This window comes from Haloterrigena sp. KLK7, from assembly GCF_037914945.1.
GTDB lineage: Archaea > Halobacteriota > Halobacteria > Halobacteriales > Natrialbaceae > Haloterrigena > Haloterrigena salinisoli.
In genome coordinates this window covers 1,944,154-1,960,866 of record NZ_CP149787.1, presented here as the reverse complement: position 1 = coordinate 1,960,866, position 16,713 = coordinate 1,944,154, and the positions used below count along the sequence as shown (strand labels likewise).

Genomic DNA, 16,713 nt, shown 5'->3' with positions numbered 1-16,713 from the left:
GACGGGGCCGATCGCGGTGGCACGTGCCGCGGGACAGCGGCCCACGGTGACGAGACGAGCGGGAACCGCGTTTCGCACGGCTTTTGTGAGTCGGACCATTACGTTTCCTCGAATGATCTCGAAGGGCTGTGAGCAGTGCGCGAAAGGCGGCAAGATGGTGCTGTTCGTCTACGGCTACTGCGACCAGCGTGACTGCTTCTACTGCCCCCTCGGCGAGAACCGCAAGAACGTCACCGACGTCTACGCCAACGAACGCCTCGTCGAGGACGACGAGGACGTCATCACGGAGGCAAAGCGCATGGACGCGCTGGGGACGTCGATCACCGGCGGCGAGCCCCAGGAGGCCCTCGATCGGACCTGCCACTACCTCGAACTGCTGAAAGACGAGTTCGGCGAGGACCACCACACCCACCTCTATACGGGCATCACCGGCGGCCGCGAGAACATGCGCCGCCTCTCGGAGGCCGGCCTCGACGAGATTCGCTTCCACCCGCCGTACGAACAGTGGGGCGACCTCCACGGGACCGAGTGGGAGGAGATCCTCTACGTCGCTCGCGAGGAGGGGCTGACCCCCGCCTTCGAAATCCCCGGTATCCGTGCCGAGGAGGAGTTCCTCGAGTTCTTAGACGAGGGCGCCGCCGACTTCTGTAACGTCAACGAGTTCGAGATGAGCGACGGGAACTACCGTCGGATGCAGGAACAGGGATTCGAGCTCAAGGAGGACCACATGAGCGCCGTCGAGGGCTCCCGCGAGGAGATCCTCGAGGTGATGGGCGACCACGAGAAGGTCTACTTCTGTACCTCCGTGTTCAAGGACGCGGCCCAGCACCGCCGCCGACTCAAACGCATGGCGCGGAACATCCGCCGCGAGTTCGACGACATCACCGACGACGGCACGCTCGTCTACGGTAAGACCCGCGCCGAACCAGAAGAGTTCGAAGCCCTCGGCGTGCCCGAGGAGTTCTACACCGTCAAAACGAACCACGTCGAGGTCGCCTGGTGGCTCTTGGAGGAGATGATCGAAGAGGGCGACCTCGAGGACGGCGAAATCGTCGAGCAGTACCCGACGTACGACGGGCAGGTCGTCGAGCGGACGCCGTTGGCGTAACGCCCCCGCACGACTGACGTCGCGGCGTTCTCCCGTTTTCGTGTGCGTCTCGCCAGCGAGCGAAGCGAGTGAGCGGGGCCGTTTTGGCCGAGCGTTTCTGAAGAGCGGTTCGCAAGCGAAGCGAGCGACCCCGTCGAAGACCCGTCGGCCGTCCGATTCGCGCCGCTTGTGAACCCCATAATGATCGTTTCGCTGCGTTCAATTACTCCGTAGTAGCCGCTCGAGCGCGTATAATCAACAGTATCCCTCGTTTCGGAAAACGACACTTATCGGGATTGTAATAATGGGCCACGCCTCGGTACGACCGGTCACGATGCAATTCCGAACGCTCGCTGTCGTTGCGGTTGCGTTGCTCGTGGCCCTGTCAGGGTGTGCCGCCCTCGAGGGGGTAACGACCGACGACTCGCCCAACGAGACGAACGCAGAGAACGAGACGAACATCACGTCGGAGAACGGTAACGCCCAAGATGGCAACGGAACCGGGACGGACGTGACGGACACCACCGACGAAGACGAGGCGACTGACCCCGCCGACGAAGACGATACGGCGACCGCGGAGTGGCGGCCGCCGGAGGAGCCGAACCGGCCGCTAGAGAACAAGCGCGAAGACCGGATCGAAGACATCTCGGTCGTCGATACGGAACCCGCCGAAGACGGTGACGGCTACTCGAACTTCAACCTCGAGGTCGTCGCCAACACGAGTATGGAGAACGTCGATCCGCCCGAACACGGCGACGTGATCGGCGAGCCGTACTTCTTCGTCAAGATCAACGAGGGACCGGATAACCGGAAGATCGTCGAGCGGACGGGCGAGGTCCGGATGGAAGAGAACGGCACGTTCCACATCGACGTCCGACCGGCCGGAATCGAGGAGTTCGGCGAGGGATCGCTGACCGTCGAGGTCTTCCTGATGGACGAGGACAAGGACTGGGACGACATCTACGACGCCGATTCGACGGAGGTCGATTTCGATCCGGGGACGGACGATAGCGCTGATGACGAGTCGGAGACGGACGGTACCTCCGCTAACGAGTCAGGAACGGACGGAAACAACTGAAAACGAATCGACGACGAGCGTCAACTAGTCGTAACCGACCACGCTGTCGGTCCGGCGGGGATCAGTCGACCTCGGTCGGATCGACGTCCGGAAGGGTGATGAGGTTCTCGCGACCGATCCGAAGCTTCTGGATCCGGTCGTCGTCGTCCATCTCCGAGAGGAGTTGCGAGACTTTCGCGTCGGACCAGCCGGTCTCCTTGACGATCGTCGCCTGTTTCATCCGCCCGCCGTTTCGCTCGAGCAGTCGCCGCACCCGCTCGTCGTCGCTCAGGAGTTCGTCGTCGATCGACCCGTCACCATCCGCGGCGGGGCCGTCGTTGACGGCTTCGGTTTCGTCGAACTCGTGTTCGATACCCGCCGGATCATCCCTCCTCGCGACGGCGGCAGTGCCCGACCCGTCGGTCTCGGTCGACCGGGGACGCGCAGTACCGGCGGGAGACTTGCCGGTGGCCGACGCGTCGTCGAACCACGCCGACCGCTGGTAGCGACTGATAGCCAGCGACGCCACCACGATCACCAGGACGAAACCGCCGAACGCGGCGGCGACGCGCTCTACCGTGACGAACGACGCTGACTCGCTGGGTGGTTCGGGTCCGGGACTGGCCCCGGGAGTCGACGTACTGGAACTCCGAAGGAACACCATCTGGAAGTCCGCTTTACTGAAATTCAGGTAGCCATCGTAAACGACGGCCCCGTTCTGGACCTCCGCAGGTGCAGTGTCGATGCCGTAGTTAGCTGGCGACTCGATGACCAATCGCTGACCGTCATCGAGGAAGGGGAGCCAAACGCCGTTGTCGGTCACGAACGCGTCGCCGAAGTGGATCCGCTGGTCGTCAACGGTTGCGAAGTTCGTCCAAGTGAACGAGTAGGAAATAATACCCAGTTTCCGGTCGTCGCTGCCCGAACCCTCGCTAACGAGGGGCTCCGTCCGCGGCTCATTCCAACGTTCGTTCTCGAAAGCCATCTCGCGACCGGTAGAGCGTTCGGCATCGACACGGAACTGGTCATATTGATCGACGTCATAACCACCACCGCGGTCGCCGTTCGAAACGGCCTCGGCGTACTGTTCGAAGGCGTCGGTTTCGTTGGCCGAGAGATAGAATCGACTCTCGATCGTCCAGCGGACGTCACCGCTTTCAGTCACATTGAGACGGATTACCTGCCAGGTATCGGCTCGTTCCGGATTGTACTCATTGCCGTCTTGTACCGACGACTCGAGGGCAGACGCGGTGGGTTGGGACTGGAAAGAAGCGGAAGATCCGTCTGTGCTAGGGGCTGCAGCCGTCACCGGAGCGACGACGACCGTCCCGACGGTGAGCGCAGCAAGGAGGAACGCCAGGGCGAGGGCAACAGCGGATGATAACCGCATACGTACCAACTGGTTAACCGCAGGGGAAAAAACCCTTTCCATCCAAACAATGGTACGTTACTACGGTCTCCGAACGGTCTCGAGTCGACGTAAGTATGGGTTACTGACCCGGACGATCGGGCGACTCCTTTTTGTACATCGGGAAAAAAGACAGTCCCAATGAGACACACGGTTCCGATCGCTCTCGCCGTGCTCCTCGCCCTCTCACTTCCGGTTTCGGCAGTTGGAACCGCTGGATCGTCCAGCATCGCAACTAATGCCGATGACAACGAGACGACGTTCCGGTTTCAGAACTCGGCCGTCTCGGTCGAAGGCGACCACGCCCAACTCGAAGGAACGCCGAACAGGCTCGTCCTTCAGGGAGACGGGGAGACAACGTACGCTAATCTAACGCTCGATTTCGGCCTCATGGTCGCGAGCCACGACGAATCGATCCGCACTGATCACCGGATGTACGCGCTAGAGACGTCCTTAACGGATATCGAAGGCAACGAAAATCGTACTGAAGCCATCAATGCAGAACTCAAACGTATCGAAGAGCGCATCGAAGACCTCCGTGAGCGCGAACGGGAAATAGTCACGGCTCACGCCGCTGGCGAGGCCAGCGAGGATGAGGTGCTGCGAACCCTTGCGCGAAATCACTACGAGGCACGGGTTCTACAGCAGGCGTTGGATGATCTCGACAGACAGTCCAATGGAATTGTCGATATATCAGACTCAGTCGAAGCGTTCGCTGCCGAACTCGAGGTGTATCGCAGTCCAATTCGTACGGATATCGAGAGTTCGCTTCGCGGCGTCGACGAATCAGACGAGTCAGCAGACGCCACTCCGATGATACTACTCGAGTCCGCGTCGAATGGACTAACGCTTTCGACGCTCGACGGCGACACGTACATTCGAGAGACGACTCGGTACGACAATCGTGTGCGGGACCGACCCGACCAGATCGGGACGATGGACAAGGCACGGAGGACCGCACAGGAACTGTATCCGTGGGCATTTGAGACGACGTCCGGAACCTACACGATCAAACACGAAACGAACAAACTCTATCAGGTCCAGGCAATGTCCCACGATCAAGGGCATCTCACGGTTTACTTTGGCGGCGGTGCAAATGCCGTCTACCACGAGCGACAGACGCTCGATCTCGATTCAATCCCGATCGAGTCTGCCGACTCGATGTCCACTGCCAATCTGACTGCGACATTCGAGCGAACACCGGATACCGCACCGGCGAAGATTACCGTTACCGAGTCGGACGATGGGGCACCAGTCGACGCGACGATCGTCGTCGATGGTACCGTCATCGGCGAGACCGATGCGAACGGCGAACTCTGGTTGGTGCCACCGACTGACGGGTTCGAGTTAACCGTCCGAACAGAATCAGAGTCGCTGAAAGCGATCGAATTTGCAAGACGGTAACAGAGTGACTGTCAGGCCTTCCGTTGTTCTCCAGATAATGGTTTACTGGCGTAGATAGGGCTGAGCTCGGATAATCGACGCTGGATTTCGTTGAACCAGTGAGATCGGTGCGAGGGTCAGTAGCCAGATTGCTTATATCGCGTGACTCTCTGTTAGTGCTTAATGTATGGTTTTTCGATAGGCTGCCGCCGGCTTCTCGTGCTCTCTCTGGTGGCGCTTCTCTGTACTTCGCTGCTGTTTCCAATCGGTTTGGCGGCTGGAGCCGCTCCAATCGAGGGCGTAACCGCGACGGATGATGCGAACACCCAGCCGCCGATCAACGGCACGACTTCGGTCGAACGATCGGAGCCGGCACGTATCGATCCGACACTCGAGGACGCCGACGGTGTCGTGGAGGTAATCGTCCGACTCGAGAGTAGCCGAACGGCCACGACGGTATCTGGTGAAGTGAAACCGACGACGTTACAGGCCGCTACAGACGGGACGCAGAGTTCTCTCGAGCACGCGGCCGAGACGACGGCGGGACTCGATATCGAGCGACAGTTCTGGCTCGCAAACGCTGCGCTGGTGTCGGTCGACACTGATCGCGTGTCGTTAGAGACGGTCGGTGCGATCGACGGTGTCGTCGAGATCCACGCTGACGCCGCCGTGGAACTCGCATCGGGGGCGGCGACTGACGGATCGAGTAACGCGACGGCGAGCCCGGGAATCGAGACGAGCGCGAACGCATTGTCAACAGCTTCGAACGCGTCGTCGACAGCTGAGCCGGCGACAAATGGGTCATCACCGGCCGACCCGACGACTACGGCGACGGTGGGATTCGGCAACGAATACACCTACGGCCTCGAGCGGCTCTCTGTGCCCGCGACACGAGAGAGGTACGGCGCCCGCGGAGACGGAGCGACGGTCGCCGTCCTCGATACGGGCGTCGATGACTCCCATCCCGATGTGACGGTCGACGCGTGGCGGGACTTCTCCGGCGGATCGTCGACGCCGATGGATTACAACGACCACGGGACCCACGTCGCCGGGACGATCGTCGGCGGCGACGCGAGCGGAACGCAGATCGGCGTCGCGCCCGAGGCGGACCTGCTCGCCGGCGCCGTCCTGACCGACTGTACCGGCGGGAGCTGCGTCGGCTACACGTCCGACGTGATCGACGGCATGGAGTGGGCGATCGAGAACGGGGCCGACGTCATCAGTTTGAGCCTCGGTTCCGAAGGGTACACCAGCACGTACGTTCGTGCGGTTCGGAACGCGGAAGCCAGCGGCACCGTCGTCGTCGCCGGGGCCGGAAACGGCGGCGACGGCGTCTCCTCGTCGCCGGGGAACGTCTACGACGCCATCAGCGTCGGCGCCACCGACGAGAACGAACGCGTCGCCGACTTCTCGAGCGGCGCGGTCGTCGATACCCGCGACGCGTGGGGCTGGCACGCGCCGTCCGAGTGGCCCAGCAGCTACGTCGTTCCGACGGTTACGGCGCCCGGCGAACGCGTCCTCAGCGCGTCCCCAGACGGCGGCTACGTTCGAAAGAGCGGGACCAGCATGGCCACGCCCCACGTCGCGGGCGTAGTCGCACTGGTGCAGGGAGCGACCGACCGACACCTCGAGCCCGCCGAGATCAGGGCGGCACTGACGGAGACGGCCACGAAGCCGAGGAGCGGGTCCGACGATCAGGACACCCGATACGGCCACGGAATCGTCGACGCGGTCGCCGCCCTCGAGGAGGCCGGCTCGTTCGCGACCGTGGAGGGGACGGTGACCGATACGGTGACGGACGAGCCGATCGCGGAGGCGACCGTCACTCTCGAGAGCGCCGACGGGGCCGTTTCCGAGACGACGACCGATCTGTCCGGCCGGTACGAACTCGAGGGGATCACCGGCGACCGCGAGTACACGCTGACCGTCGCCGCCAACGGCTACGAGACGACCGCCCAGACGTCGTTCGTTCCGGCCGACGAGACGACGACGGTCGACGTGTCGCTCGCCGGTGACGGGGAACTCGAGGTGACTCTCGACGACGCGCAGTTCGGCGGCGGCATCGCGAACGCGACCGTCGAAGCGACTACCTGGGACGGTACGTATCCGGTGAGCCACCAGGGCGACGGGACCTACGTCGCCGGGAACGTTCCCACTCGAGGCGAGTACACGCTGACCGCGACCGCTCCGGGATACCACGACCGCCAGCGCGACGTGACGATGACGAAACCGGGGCGACGCGTCACCGAGCGGCTCCAGCTATCGGGTGACGCGACGCTCGAGATTGCAACGAAAGACGCGGTGACGGGAACGGCAATCTCCAACGCGACCGTCACCATCGAACGCTCGGACGGCGCCTCGTTGGATGTCGCCGAACCGACGGACAGTAATGGGACGATCGCGGTCACGGTGCCGGGAACCGACGAGGAGTATACCGTTTGCGCCGAGGCCGAGGGATACGAGTCGGAGACCGAGTCGAGTACGGTCTCGAGCGAAGAGACGGCGGTCGTCGAGGTCCCACTCGACGGAGACGGTGCGCTCGAGGTGGCCCTCGAGGACGCGCAGTTCGGCGACGGGATCTCGGACGCGACCATCGAAGCGACCGGTCGACGGGGGACGTATTCGGGCGTTCACACGAACCAGGGAACGTACCGCATCGCTCCCCTCCCCGGCGGCGACGAGTACGCGGTGAACGTGTCCGCGGCGGGCTACGTCAGCGAGACGCTCTCGATGGAGAGCGACTCGAACGAAACGGCGACCGAACGGGCGATTCTCGAGGGCGACGCGACGCTGTCGGTGTCCGTCGTCGACGAGGACGGTGAGCCGATCGACGGCGCGACCGTCACGATCGAACGCCCGGACGGTACCTCGTTCGCGGTCGCCACTGAGACGGATTCAGATGGGACGCTCGAGGTGACCGTTCCCGGAACCGGGATGGAATACACGGTGGGCGTTGACGCGGAGGGCTACGAGTCGGAGACCGTGACGACGGGGTCGGTCTCGAGTGAGGCAAACGAGTCCGTCACCGTGACGATGTCGGCGGCCGACGACGGCGTTCCCGGGTTTGGAGTCACAATGGGTATGATTGCGGTGCTGGCGACGCTCGCCGTCGGTGTCACGCGTACGCGGAGATAGCTTCGTTTTCTGAGGATAGAGCGAAATTTTCTGAGGATACCGGTTCGACTGAGCGAATCGACTCCGGTAGCAACTGCTGGGCACGTGCCGCGATGTCTCGCTCTGAACGGGAAACCGGCGTACGGTGGCCGCGCTGTGTCGCGGCGAGGAGTGCGAGGTCTGAAGGAAGTGAGGACCTCGACGAGGCGAACGGGAAGCGAAGCGACCCGTGAGCCGACACCGAACCGCGGCACAACTCTGCGCGAGTCAGTTAGGGAGGGTGTGGCGATTCCCAGTTGCCCGGATGTACAGAACGTGTCCCCGTACCAGTTCGGGTCCACCGATTCATCCCCATATCGGCTGAACAGTCTCGATTCTCTGTACTCGTGTAGGAAATGCAGATACATCTCGAGAAGCGATCGCCGACGCGTGAAAACAGCAGCCGGTGGCTGCTGTCGTGGAGTCCCCCATCCGCACGCTAGTGTGTCGCCAGATCGACGATCGGAATCGAACCGGTGCCGAATAGACGGTCGGCCGATCTCGATCCGTGGCGAGGCAGTTGCCTCAGTGCGTCGGCTTCCGTTGACAACGACAGCGAGCCGTACCTCGCCGGATAGCACATTCGGCTATCGGAAAGTAAGCGTACTGGCCGGTAACGGAAGGGATCGGGACGCCTCTCCGCAGAGCGCTCGGTCAGCGCTCGTGGCTACCGACGCAGTGCGCTGTCCCTTCGGTCCGGCTACTGCTAGTGTGCTGGACTCGAGGCCGGGTCAGTGAGCGTATCCGAAGTGGTGCAAAGCGAGTCGTCGACTGTCGGGGCTATCGATGGCGAGGCCTCGAGCAGTCGGCACGGAATCGGTCGCCGTCACGGTGACGGCACCGATCGCGAAAAGAGTGCGTCCACGACGGGTTGTGGACGGCGCTATCGCTTGGGGTGTAGCGTTCAAGAAAAAATCAGCGTACCGCAGGGTCGACCTCACCGCGAGGTCGGTGGTTCAAACGAGTGCGTCGCAGCCTTAGTTCTCGCGTCGGAGTGCGAGCATGGCGGCGGCGAGCAGCGCGATAGCGGCGACAGCGACGCCGAAGCCGGGCGTGCCGTCGTCCTCGCTGTCGGAGCTGTCGGAGTCGTCCGAGCTGTCGGAGCTGTCGGAGTCGTCCGAGCTGTCGGAGTCGTCCGAGTTGTCGGAGTCGTCCGAGTTGTCCGAGTTGTCGGAGTCGTCCGAGTCGTCGGAGTCGTCCGAGTTGTCCGAGTCGTCAGTCTGCTCTTCGACGGTCAGCGTACCGGTTTCGTCACCGACGGACCACTCGATGTCGCCCGCTTCGCTGGTGTCGAAGTCGAAGGAGACGGTCTGGGAGGCGCCAGCGTCAAGCGAGACGTCCTGGGAGACCTCTTCGCCACCGATCGTGGCGGTGACCGTGGTGTTACCTGCGGCGTCACCGACGTTCTCGACGGTGACGTCGAGGGTGGCGTCGTCGCCAACGGTGACGTTGTCAGGTGCACTGACATCCGTGGTTTCGAACGAAGCCTCTGCAGGCTCGTCGCCTGCGACGAGGACAGCGTTCCGACGTTCGCCGTCGTAGTCGCTACCTTGGATGTCGAGCGTGAATTCGAAGCCAGACTCGTATTCGCTCAGGTTAAACTCGGCGGCGAATTCGCCGTTCTCGAGTTCGACCTGCTGCGTCAGGAGCTCGTTGGCTTCGTCGCTACGGAGGGAAACAGTGTACTCCGCACCGTCTGCAGCGGTACCCTCACCCATGATGGTGACCGTACCGTCGTCCTGCTGTTCGATCTCGAATTGACCGTCCGCGTTCGCTTCGTGAGCGAAGTCGACCGTGCGGTCAGTCACTTCGAACTGCGTTCCGACATCAAAGACGTAGTCGTTCTCGTAGTCCTCGGCGTCGAAGTACTTGTTCTCGCTCGCATCAAGGCGGAGCGAAATATCGTAGGCCTCGTTGACACTGACGTTTGCGTTAGACGTGTCGATAGCGATCGTGTACGTACCTGCGTCCTCGTCCCATTCCATGCTAATGCCGCTGTCACTCTCGTCCAGCGTCATGGGCTCTTGGTTCAGGGCCGCTTCGCTCTCCTCAATGATTGCGCTCCAACCATTGTCGGAGTCGTTCGAATCGTTGTCGGCGTAATCGCCGTTAAAGCCAACGCCCTCGTAGACGGCGATGATCGTATCGCCTTCCGCGACCACGCTTCCGCTCGTCGTTCGGACGTCGTCAGGGCTGGTGCTACCAGCGGTGAAGGAGTCGCCAGTTACGTACGTACCTTCAAGCGAAGGCTCTTCGTGAGAGTTCACGTCGAGCGTGCCGATAGCCGACGCGATGCCGGTAGTGAGGTCGAGTTCCATGCCGTACTCGCCCGTCGCGAGTTTGTCACGAGCGATATCCTGACTCACATTGACGTTCTCAACATCACCGCTGAGAACATCGCTGGTGTTCGAACCAGGTGCGGACGTATCGACCGTCACGGTAGCGGTGTTGCTGTTTTCAGGGTTGAGAACAGTTGCGTTCACTTCGAAACCAACATCCTCGCCACCGAGGACGAGCTCTGCGTCGTCAGCGGTGTTCTGGAAGTTGATCTTGAGGTCAACTTTATCGCCTTCGTTGACCGAAGTGACGGAATTCTCGAAGTCGACGTTAACGGAGCCCTTTTCCGCGACAGACACCGTAGCGGTGTCCGATGCGGTCGTGTCGACAACATTGATGTCGAACGTGTAGTCTCCGGTCTCGACGTTCTCGAACGTGAGGTCCTCGAGCGTTTCAGTGTTCTCTGCATCCGGGATGACGACCGGGTCGTCATCGCTAGCGTCAGGATCCTCAGAGACGTTGAAGAGCGTCGCGAGTTCGCCGTGGTTGAGACCATCAGCGTTGACCGTGACGTTGTACTGGTTGCGGAGGCTGGATTCAATATTCAGATCGAGCGAGTCGCTGTCACCGTTCGTGATGGTGTCTCCGCTGAAGCTGGCGTCAACGTTCTGGACGACAACCTCGAAGGAGTTGTCCGTCGAGATGTTGTCACCGGTCAGTTCGTATTCACCGGTGTCGAGATCTGCCGTGTCGAACGTGATGGTCGAGTTCCCGTCGGCCGTCTCAAGGACCACCGGGCTACCGTCCTTGACGCGGATCTGGACATCGTCGCCCTCTGTGACGTTTTCATCAGAGAGGTCGACCTGAACGGTCTGACCAGCGTAAACGAGTGAGTTGTCAAGGTCGCTAAGGGAAGTGTACTTCGCATCCGGTTCGTCTTCTGCCGCGGCCGCCCCGCCCGCGAACGCTGCGGACATGGCGAAAACCGACATCACCATAAGCGCGGCCAGGAACAGCGAGCGTCCCTTTTCGCGATATGATGGTTCGTTGTTGCGTGTCATTTAGTTTGTTATGTTCGTTGTCTGCTGTTTTGCGTGCGATTCGTCGGGGAAGCCCGATCGCGGCACGAGTGTGCAGCCGTAATCGGAGCTTACCCCGGATGGGTAGGGGTAGTTCACCATTAAGAGGTGTTTATAATAAGCTTTCTGGTCATTCCACGTCAGATACCGGAACCGTAACCGAGCATTACACCGCTTCCGGACGGCGTTTAGCCGTGTTAACGAGATCGAGTAACTTCCGATAATTGGGTGATACTCGAGGGTAGTTATATAAAAAAGAGATTGGTGAACGCGGGGTTATTCGGATGGTAATCCGAGTGTCTCAGCTTCGGTGAAACTAAATTTACAATATAAGTATCGGGAAATGATTAGTAGCACTCTCGAGACGAACTGCGAGCCCTAATCTATTGGATCAGTCAGTCGAGCTTAGTGGTCTACGCGCGGGCGTATTAGAAGCCCAATAATCGTCGGCAACCCTCGACGGCCATCGGCGCACTGACCGCCGTGCTGCTCGAGCGCGCACACGCCCGACTCGAGTCCGAGACGTGAGCCGCGATTCGAAGGGCGGGGACCGCGATCGAATGCCACGATGCGATTCGCGCCACTCCCGAGTAGCGATACGGAGCTAGCAAGTCCATAGTACTCGGCAGAGGGTCCGAAATCGACCGCGAGAGGAACGCACTGAAACACACGGATATCGGACCCCTCGAGGCAGACAGGCCTCGCACGACGATCGTCTCGCTACCAGTCTCACTCGAGCGGAGCCGTCACAGGGTACTCCCGTTCCAGGACGGGACATCGACGATGGGACTGCTGCGACTCGAGTCGCGAGCGGTACTCAGTCACGCGTCGCGTACCCGCGCTGTGGACGGCCCGTCATCGCCGTCACGCCAGTCTCCCCATCCACCGGACCTCGCCCTGTGCTGTCGGACTCCTGAGACCGGCCTCGAGCCGCCCCGAACGGATCGATAGAAGTGGACTGGCGAGTGGCGATGTCCGGTCCACTGTTGGGCCATCCTCGAGGGAACGGCCTCGACTAAGCAGCCCCTCTGATCAGTACGCCCGTCCGTGCCTTTATCTACCAGCACGCGGCGAACCCGTGGCGTGCCCGCCGAATCCTCGCTCGAGTCACCCACCCGCGCCGTTGCACCCGTCGTCGGCGTCCTCGCGCTCCTCGCGATCACGGTCGCGCTGGCGGCCACCGTCGCCGTCGGGATGGGGTTCGCCGGGACCGCCGTGCTCGAGTCCGGCCCCAACGCCGCGTTCGACCTCGAGGCCGACGCCGATCGGTCGGAACTGACCTTCGAGCACGTCGGCGGCGAGTCGATCACCGTCACGGAACTCGACCTGAAGATCGCAGTGAACGGCGATCGACTCGAGCACCAGCCGCCGGTGCCGTTCGTCGGCGCCGACGGATACCGGGGTGCGCCCAGCGGGCCGTTCAACCCCGAAACCGATTCGGAGTGGCGGGTCGGCGAGACGGCGACGCTTCGCGTTGCCGGAACGAACGACCCGGCGATTCGATCGGGCGATACGGTGTCGGTCACCGTCGTCGTCGACGGGACGACTGTGACGCGACTCGAGGCGACGGCGGACTGAAAGCGCAGAGATATCAGACTCGGTCGATCCGCCCGACGAGAGATCTCACTCGGGCGCGCGACCGATCGTCGTGATCGCGACCTCGGGGTTGTACGACGGCCCCAGGAAGGCGTGTTTGACGTCCTCGAAGCCGGCCCGTTTGAACATCCGGTCGGCTTCGTACTCGTCGTAAAAGAGCATGATCGAGTCGGCCAGTTTCTGTGCGAGGACGGTGTCGGGATAGTTCGGCCCGACGACGAGCACCTGGCCGCCGGGTTTCAGCACGCGGCGGAATTCCCGCAGCGCGAGGATCGGGTTCGGCCAGTACTCGATCGAGCCCGACGACCAGACGACGTCGAACGTGTCGGTCGCGAAGGGGAGGCGTTCGGCGTCGCCGCGGTGGAAGTGGACCGGCGGGGCGCGTTTCCCGAACTTCTCGTAGGCCTGCTCGAGCTGGTGGTCGCTCTGGTCGAGCGCGTACACCTCGTCGACGCGCTCGAGCAGCCCCTCGGTCGCGAAGCCGGTGCCACAGCCGACGTCCAACACCGTCGTCTCGGACTCGAGGTCCAGCAGATCGAGCGCCGCGGTGCGCATCTCCTCGTTCCAGATGAAGGGATTGACCTGGTCGTAGACCTTCGAGAGGTACTTGTAGAACAGTCGAGCCCGGGTCTTGTTCTCGAGGATTCCCATTAACGGCTGCTTTCGCACCGACCGGGATATGTCTACTGTTCGGCCGGTCGTCGCGGTCGAGTAATCGATAGCTTCGGCCGATCGAACCCGAACAACGGCTGGCTCTCTTTCGCAACTACCATATACGCGCTCTCGCAAACTTCCAAGCGCTTAGAGTATGCCGAGGCCAGAGGTTCTCGAACGAATACAGTCGGCGGAGGAAGAGGCCGACGAGATCGTCGCATTGGCAGAGAACGACCGCGACGAGCGAATCGCCGAGGCCCGGAAACGAGCCGAGGAAATTCGCTCGGAAGCGGAACGGGAGGCGCAAGAGCTCAAAGAGCGTCGCCTCGAGGAGGCACGCGAGGAGATCGACGCCGAGTGTGAACGAGTCCTCGAGGAGGGCGAGCAGGAGCGAGAGGCGCTCGCCGAGCACGCCCAAGAGCGGGTCGACGAAGTGACCGATCACGTCGTCGAACTGTTCCAGGAGGACATTCATGCTCAGACCTGAACGGATGAGCAAGGTCTCGGTGACCGGTTCCAAGGGCGTCATGCCCGCGGTCATCGAGACGGTTCACGAGCTCAGCCTGGTCCACCTCTCGGACTACGACGGCTCGTGGGAGGGGTTCGACAACGGCGACCCGATCGAGGGCGCCGAGAACGCCTCCGAGAAACTGGTGACCGTCCGAGCGCTCGAGAGCGCCCTCGAGCTGTCCGAGTCCGACGTCGAGCCCGAAGCGGGACGGCTCGGCGACGACTGGGAGGACCGGCTCGAGGAGATTCGGACGCGCATCAACGACCTCGACGACCGTCGAAGCGAGGTCACCGACGAACTCCGGCAGATCGAGGAGCGGATCGACCGCATCGCCCCCTTCGCGGAACTGGGGATCGACCTCGATCTCCTGGCGGGGTACGAGACGGTCGACGTCGTCGTCGGCGAGGGGCCGGTCGACGATATCGAGGCGGCCGTCGCCGCGTCCGACGACATCCGGGCTTTCGAGACGTTCACCGGTGGCGACGTGGTGGCCGTCGTGGCCGCACCCACCGAGGACGCAGACGAGAACCCGATCGACGACGCGCTCGTCGGCGTCGAGTTCACCCGCCACGAGGTGCCCGAGACCGACCAGAGTCCGAGCGCGTACGTCGCCGACCTCGAGGAACGCAAGGAGGAACTCGAGTACGAACGCGAGGAGATCGAAGCGGACCTCGAGGAGATCCGAGCCGAGGAGGGAAGCTTCCTCCTGCGGGTCGAAGAGAAGCTGACGATCGAGGTCCAGCAGGCGGAAGCGCCGCTGCAGTTCGCGACGACGGACCGCGCGTTCATCGCCGAGGGCTGGATCCCGACCGCGGAGTACGACCGACTCGTCGCGTCGCTCTCCGACGCCGTCGGCGATAGCGTCGAGGTCGAAGAGTTAGAGCGAGCGGACTACGACCGCCACGGCGCACACTCCCACACGGAAGAGGTCCAGAAGGGAGCGCCGTCCGCGGCCGACGAGGACGACGAGACCGCCGCCGATGCCGACGAGGAACCGCAGAAGGCGGTGACCGACGGCGGCTCGGCGGTCACGATGGGCGACGAACCGCCGGTCATTCAGAACAACCCCTCGCTGGCCAAACCGTTCGAGGTGCTGGTACAGGCGGTCAACCGACCGAAGTACAGCGAACTGGATCCGACGATCTTCCTGTTCCTGACGTTCCCGGCCTTCTTCGGCTTCATGATCGGCGACGTCGGGTACGGGATCATGTACATGGCCATCGGGGCCTACATGGCCACGCAGTTCGACAGCCAGGGGATCACCAGCCTCGGTGGCGTTGCCATCTGGGCCGGCGCGTTCACGGTCCTCTTCGGCGTCATCTACGGCGAGATATTCGGACTGCACATCCTCGGCGAAGTCCTCTGGCACGACGTGTTCCACTCGGAACTCCTGCCGCTCAACAAGGGGCTCGAGCCGGCGGCCGCTGACTTCGCGCTCGGCTGGATGGTCGTCAGCGTGCTGGCCGGGCTCGTCCACCTGAACATCGGGTACATCCTGGACTTCTACGAGAACCTGAGCCACGGCTTCAAAGACGCCGTCTTCCACAGCGGTTCGTGGATCCTGATGCTCAACGGCGTCTGGATCTGGATCTTCTCGGCGCAAGCCGAAGGCATGAAGCCGGACTTCCTGTTCACGACGTTCGCCAGCGACGGGCCGTTCCCGATCGGCTTCACCGGATTCCCGGCGTGGGAACTCGTAACGATCCCGCTGGGATTCGCCGAGTTCCCGCTTACGGCACCGCTCCTCGTCTTCCTGATCGGCTTCGCTCTGCTGATCGTCAGCGAACCGGTCGAGGCAGTCGAGTTCCTCGACGTCGTCGTCAACGTCTTCTCGTACACCCGAATGGGCGCAGTGTTGCTCGCGAAGGCCGGAATGGCGTTCGTGGTCAACCTGCTGTTCTTCGGCGCGTACCGGGATCCGGACGGCGCGTTCCACTTCCTGCGGACCCACGAACCGAGTTACGTCAGCGAACACTACGGCGAGGGCGCCGAAGTGATCTTCAACGGTCTCATGCACTCCGGGACCGCAGCACTCATCGGCGGCCTCGTCATCCTCATCGTCGGCCATCTCGTCGTGCTAGCGCTTGGCGTGACAAGCGCCGGCTTACAGGCCGTACGCCTGGAGTACGTCGAGTTCTTTAACAAGTTTTATGATGGCGGTGGGGAGAACTACGAACCGTTCGGACACGATCGAAACTACAGCGGAAACTAACGAACCTACAAAACACTAACCATGATCGAAAACGCCGCAGACGCCGCAAACATCGTCCTGCAGAATGGTACCGTCGAAGAAAGTCCGTTCCTGACCGACGCGGGTGCGGCCGCGCTCGCCGTCGGACTCGCCGCGCTCGCATCGGGCTACGCGGAGCGCGGTATCGGCGCTGCCGCCGTCGGAGCGCTCGCCGAGGACGACGACCTGTTCGTTCCGGGCCTGATCATGACCGTCCTTCCCGAGACGCTCGTGATCCTGGCGCTGGTCGTCGTCTTCATCGTCGGCGCGTAACCGCA

Annotated in this window: 11 protein-coding genes; 8 read left to right on the top strand and 3 right to left on the bottom strand. The window is 62.4% G+C overall.

The features are described 5' to 3' along the window. The first annotated feature begins 112 nt into the window (after positions 1 to 112). On the top strand, positions 113 to 1,108 hold the full coding sequence (locus WD430_RS09680) for a radical SAM protein (RefSeq protein WP_339102240.1): 996 nt from the start codon (positions 113 to 115) through the stop codon (positions 1,106 to 1,108). Between the two features lie 313 nt (positions 1,109 to 1,421). Further along, positions 1,422 to 2,165 (top strand): hypothetical protein, encoded by a 744-nt coding sequence (locus tag WD430_RS09675; protein WP_339102239.1) that lies wholly within the window; start codon positions 1,422 to 1,424, stop codon positions 2,163 to 2,165. Positions 2,166 to 2,226: 61 nt separating this feature from the next. Here the strand turns inward: WD430_RS09675 and WD430_RS09670 are convergent, their stop codons facing one another. Further along, on the bottom strand, positions 2,227 to 3,534 hold the full coding sequence (locus WD430_RS09670; RefSeq protein ID WP_339102238.1) for a hypothetical protein: 1,308 nt from the start codon (positions 3,532 to 3,534) through the stop codon (positions 2,227 to 2,229). A 159-nt stretch (positions 3,535 to 3,693) separates the two neighbouring features. On the opposite strand from WD430_RS09670, the gene WD430_RS09665 reads away from it, so the two are divergent. Together WD430_RS09665 and WD430_RS09660 are read left to right on the top strand one after the other, a co-directional pair. Beyond that, a complete protein-coding gene (locus tag WD430_RS09665) occupies positions 3,694 to 4,956 on the top strand; it encodes a hypothetical protein (protein ID WP_339102237.1) in 1,263 nt (420 codons plus the stop codon). A gap of 162 nt (positions 4,957 to 5,118) precedes the next feature. Then, entirely contained in the window at positions 5,119 to 8,070 is a 2,952-nt protein-coding gene (locus WD430_RS09660) for a S8 family serine peptidase (protein ID WP_407067116.1), read from the top strand. A gap of 995 nt (positions 8,071 to 9,065) precedes the next feature. Here WD430_RS09660 and WD430_RS09655 read toward each other — a convergent pair. After that, positions 9,066 to 11,426, bottom strand: coding sequence for a surface glycoprotein (locus tag WD430_RS09655; protein ID WP_339102235.1), 2,361 nt, complete (start codon positions 11,424 to 11,426; stop codon positions 9,066 to 9,068). A 1,101-nt stretch (positions 11,427 to 12,527) separates the two neighbouring features. Between WD430_RS09655 and WD430_RS09650 the strand changes: the two genes are divergently transcribed. Next, on the top strand, positions 12,528 to 13,022 hold the full coding sequence (locus tag WD430_RS09650) for a type IV pilin N-terminal domain-containing protein (protein ID WP_339102234.1): 495 nt from the start codon (positions 12,528 to 12,530) through the stop codon (positions 13,020 to 13,022). Between the two features lie 45 nt (positions 13,023 to 13,067). Here WD430_RS09650 and WD430_RS09645 read toward each other — a convergent pair whose 3' ends face one another. Further along, positions 13,068 to 13,691 carry a methyltransferase domain-containing protein gene (locus WD430_RS09645; protein WP_339102233.1) on the bottom strand — a complete coding sequence of 208 codons (624 nt, stop codon included), beginning with the start codon at positions 13,689 to 13,691 and terminating at the stop codon, positions 13,068 to 13,070. Between the two features lie 157 nt (positions 13,692 to 13,848). On the opposite strand from WD430_RS09645, the gene ahaH reads away from it, so the two are divergent. Genes ahaH through WD430_RS09630 form a run of 3 tightly spaced genes read left to right on the top strand, consistent with a single transcriptional unit; the run spans position 13,849 to position 16,708 of the window. Next, positions 13,849 to 14,181, top strand: a complete 333-nt coding sequence (gene ahaH, locus WD430_RS09640) for an ATP synthase archaeal subunit H (protein WP_339102232.1) — start codon at positions 13,849 to 13,851, stop codon at positions 14,179 to 14,181. Then, positions 14,168 to 16,417 (top strand): V-type ATP synthase subunit I, encoded by a 2,250-nt coding sequence (locus WD430_RS09635; protein ID WP_339102231.1) that lies wholly within the window; start codon positions 14,168 to 14,170, stop codon positions 16,415 to 16,417. The genes ahaH and WD430_RS09635 overlap by 14 nt, the downstream gene beginning before the upstream one ends. A gap of 21 nt (positions 16,418 to 16,438) precedes the next feature. Beyond that, on the top strand, positions 16,439 to 16,708 hold the full coding sequence (locus WD430_RS09630) for a hypothetical protein (protein WP_339102230.1): 270 nt from the start codon (positions 16,439 to 16,441) through the stop codon (positions 16,706 to 16,708). The last annotated feature ends 5 nt before the right edge of the window (positions 16,709 to 16,713 follow it).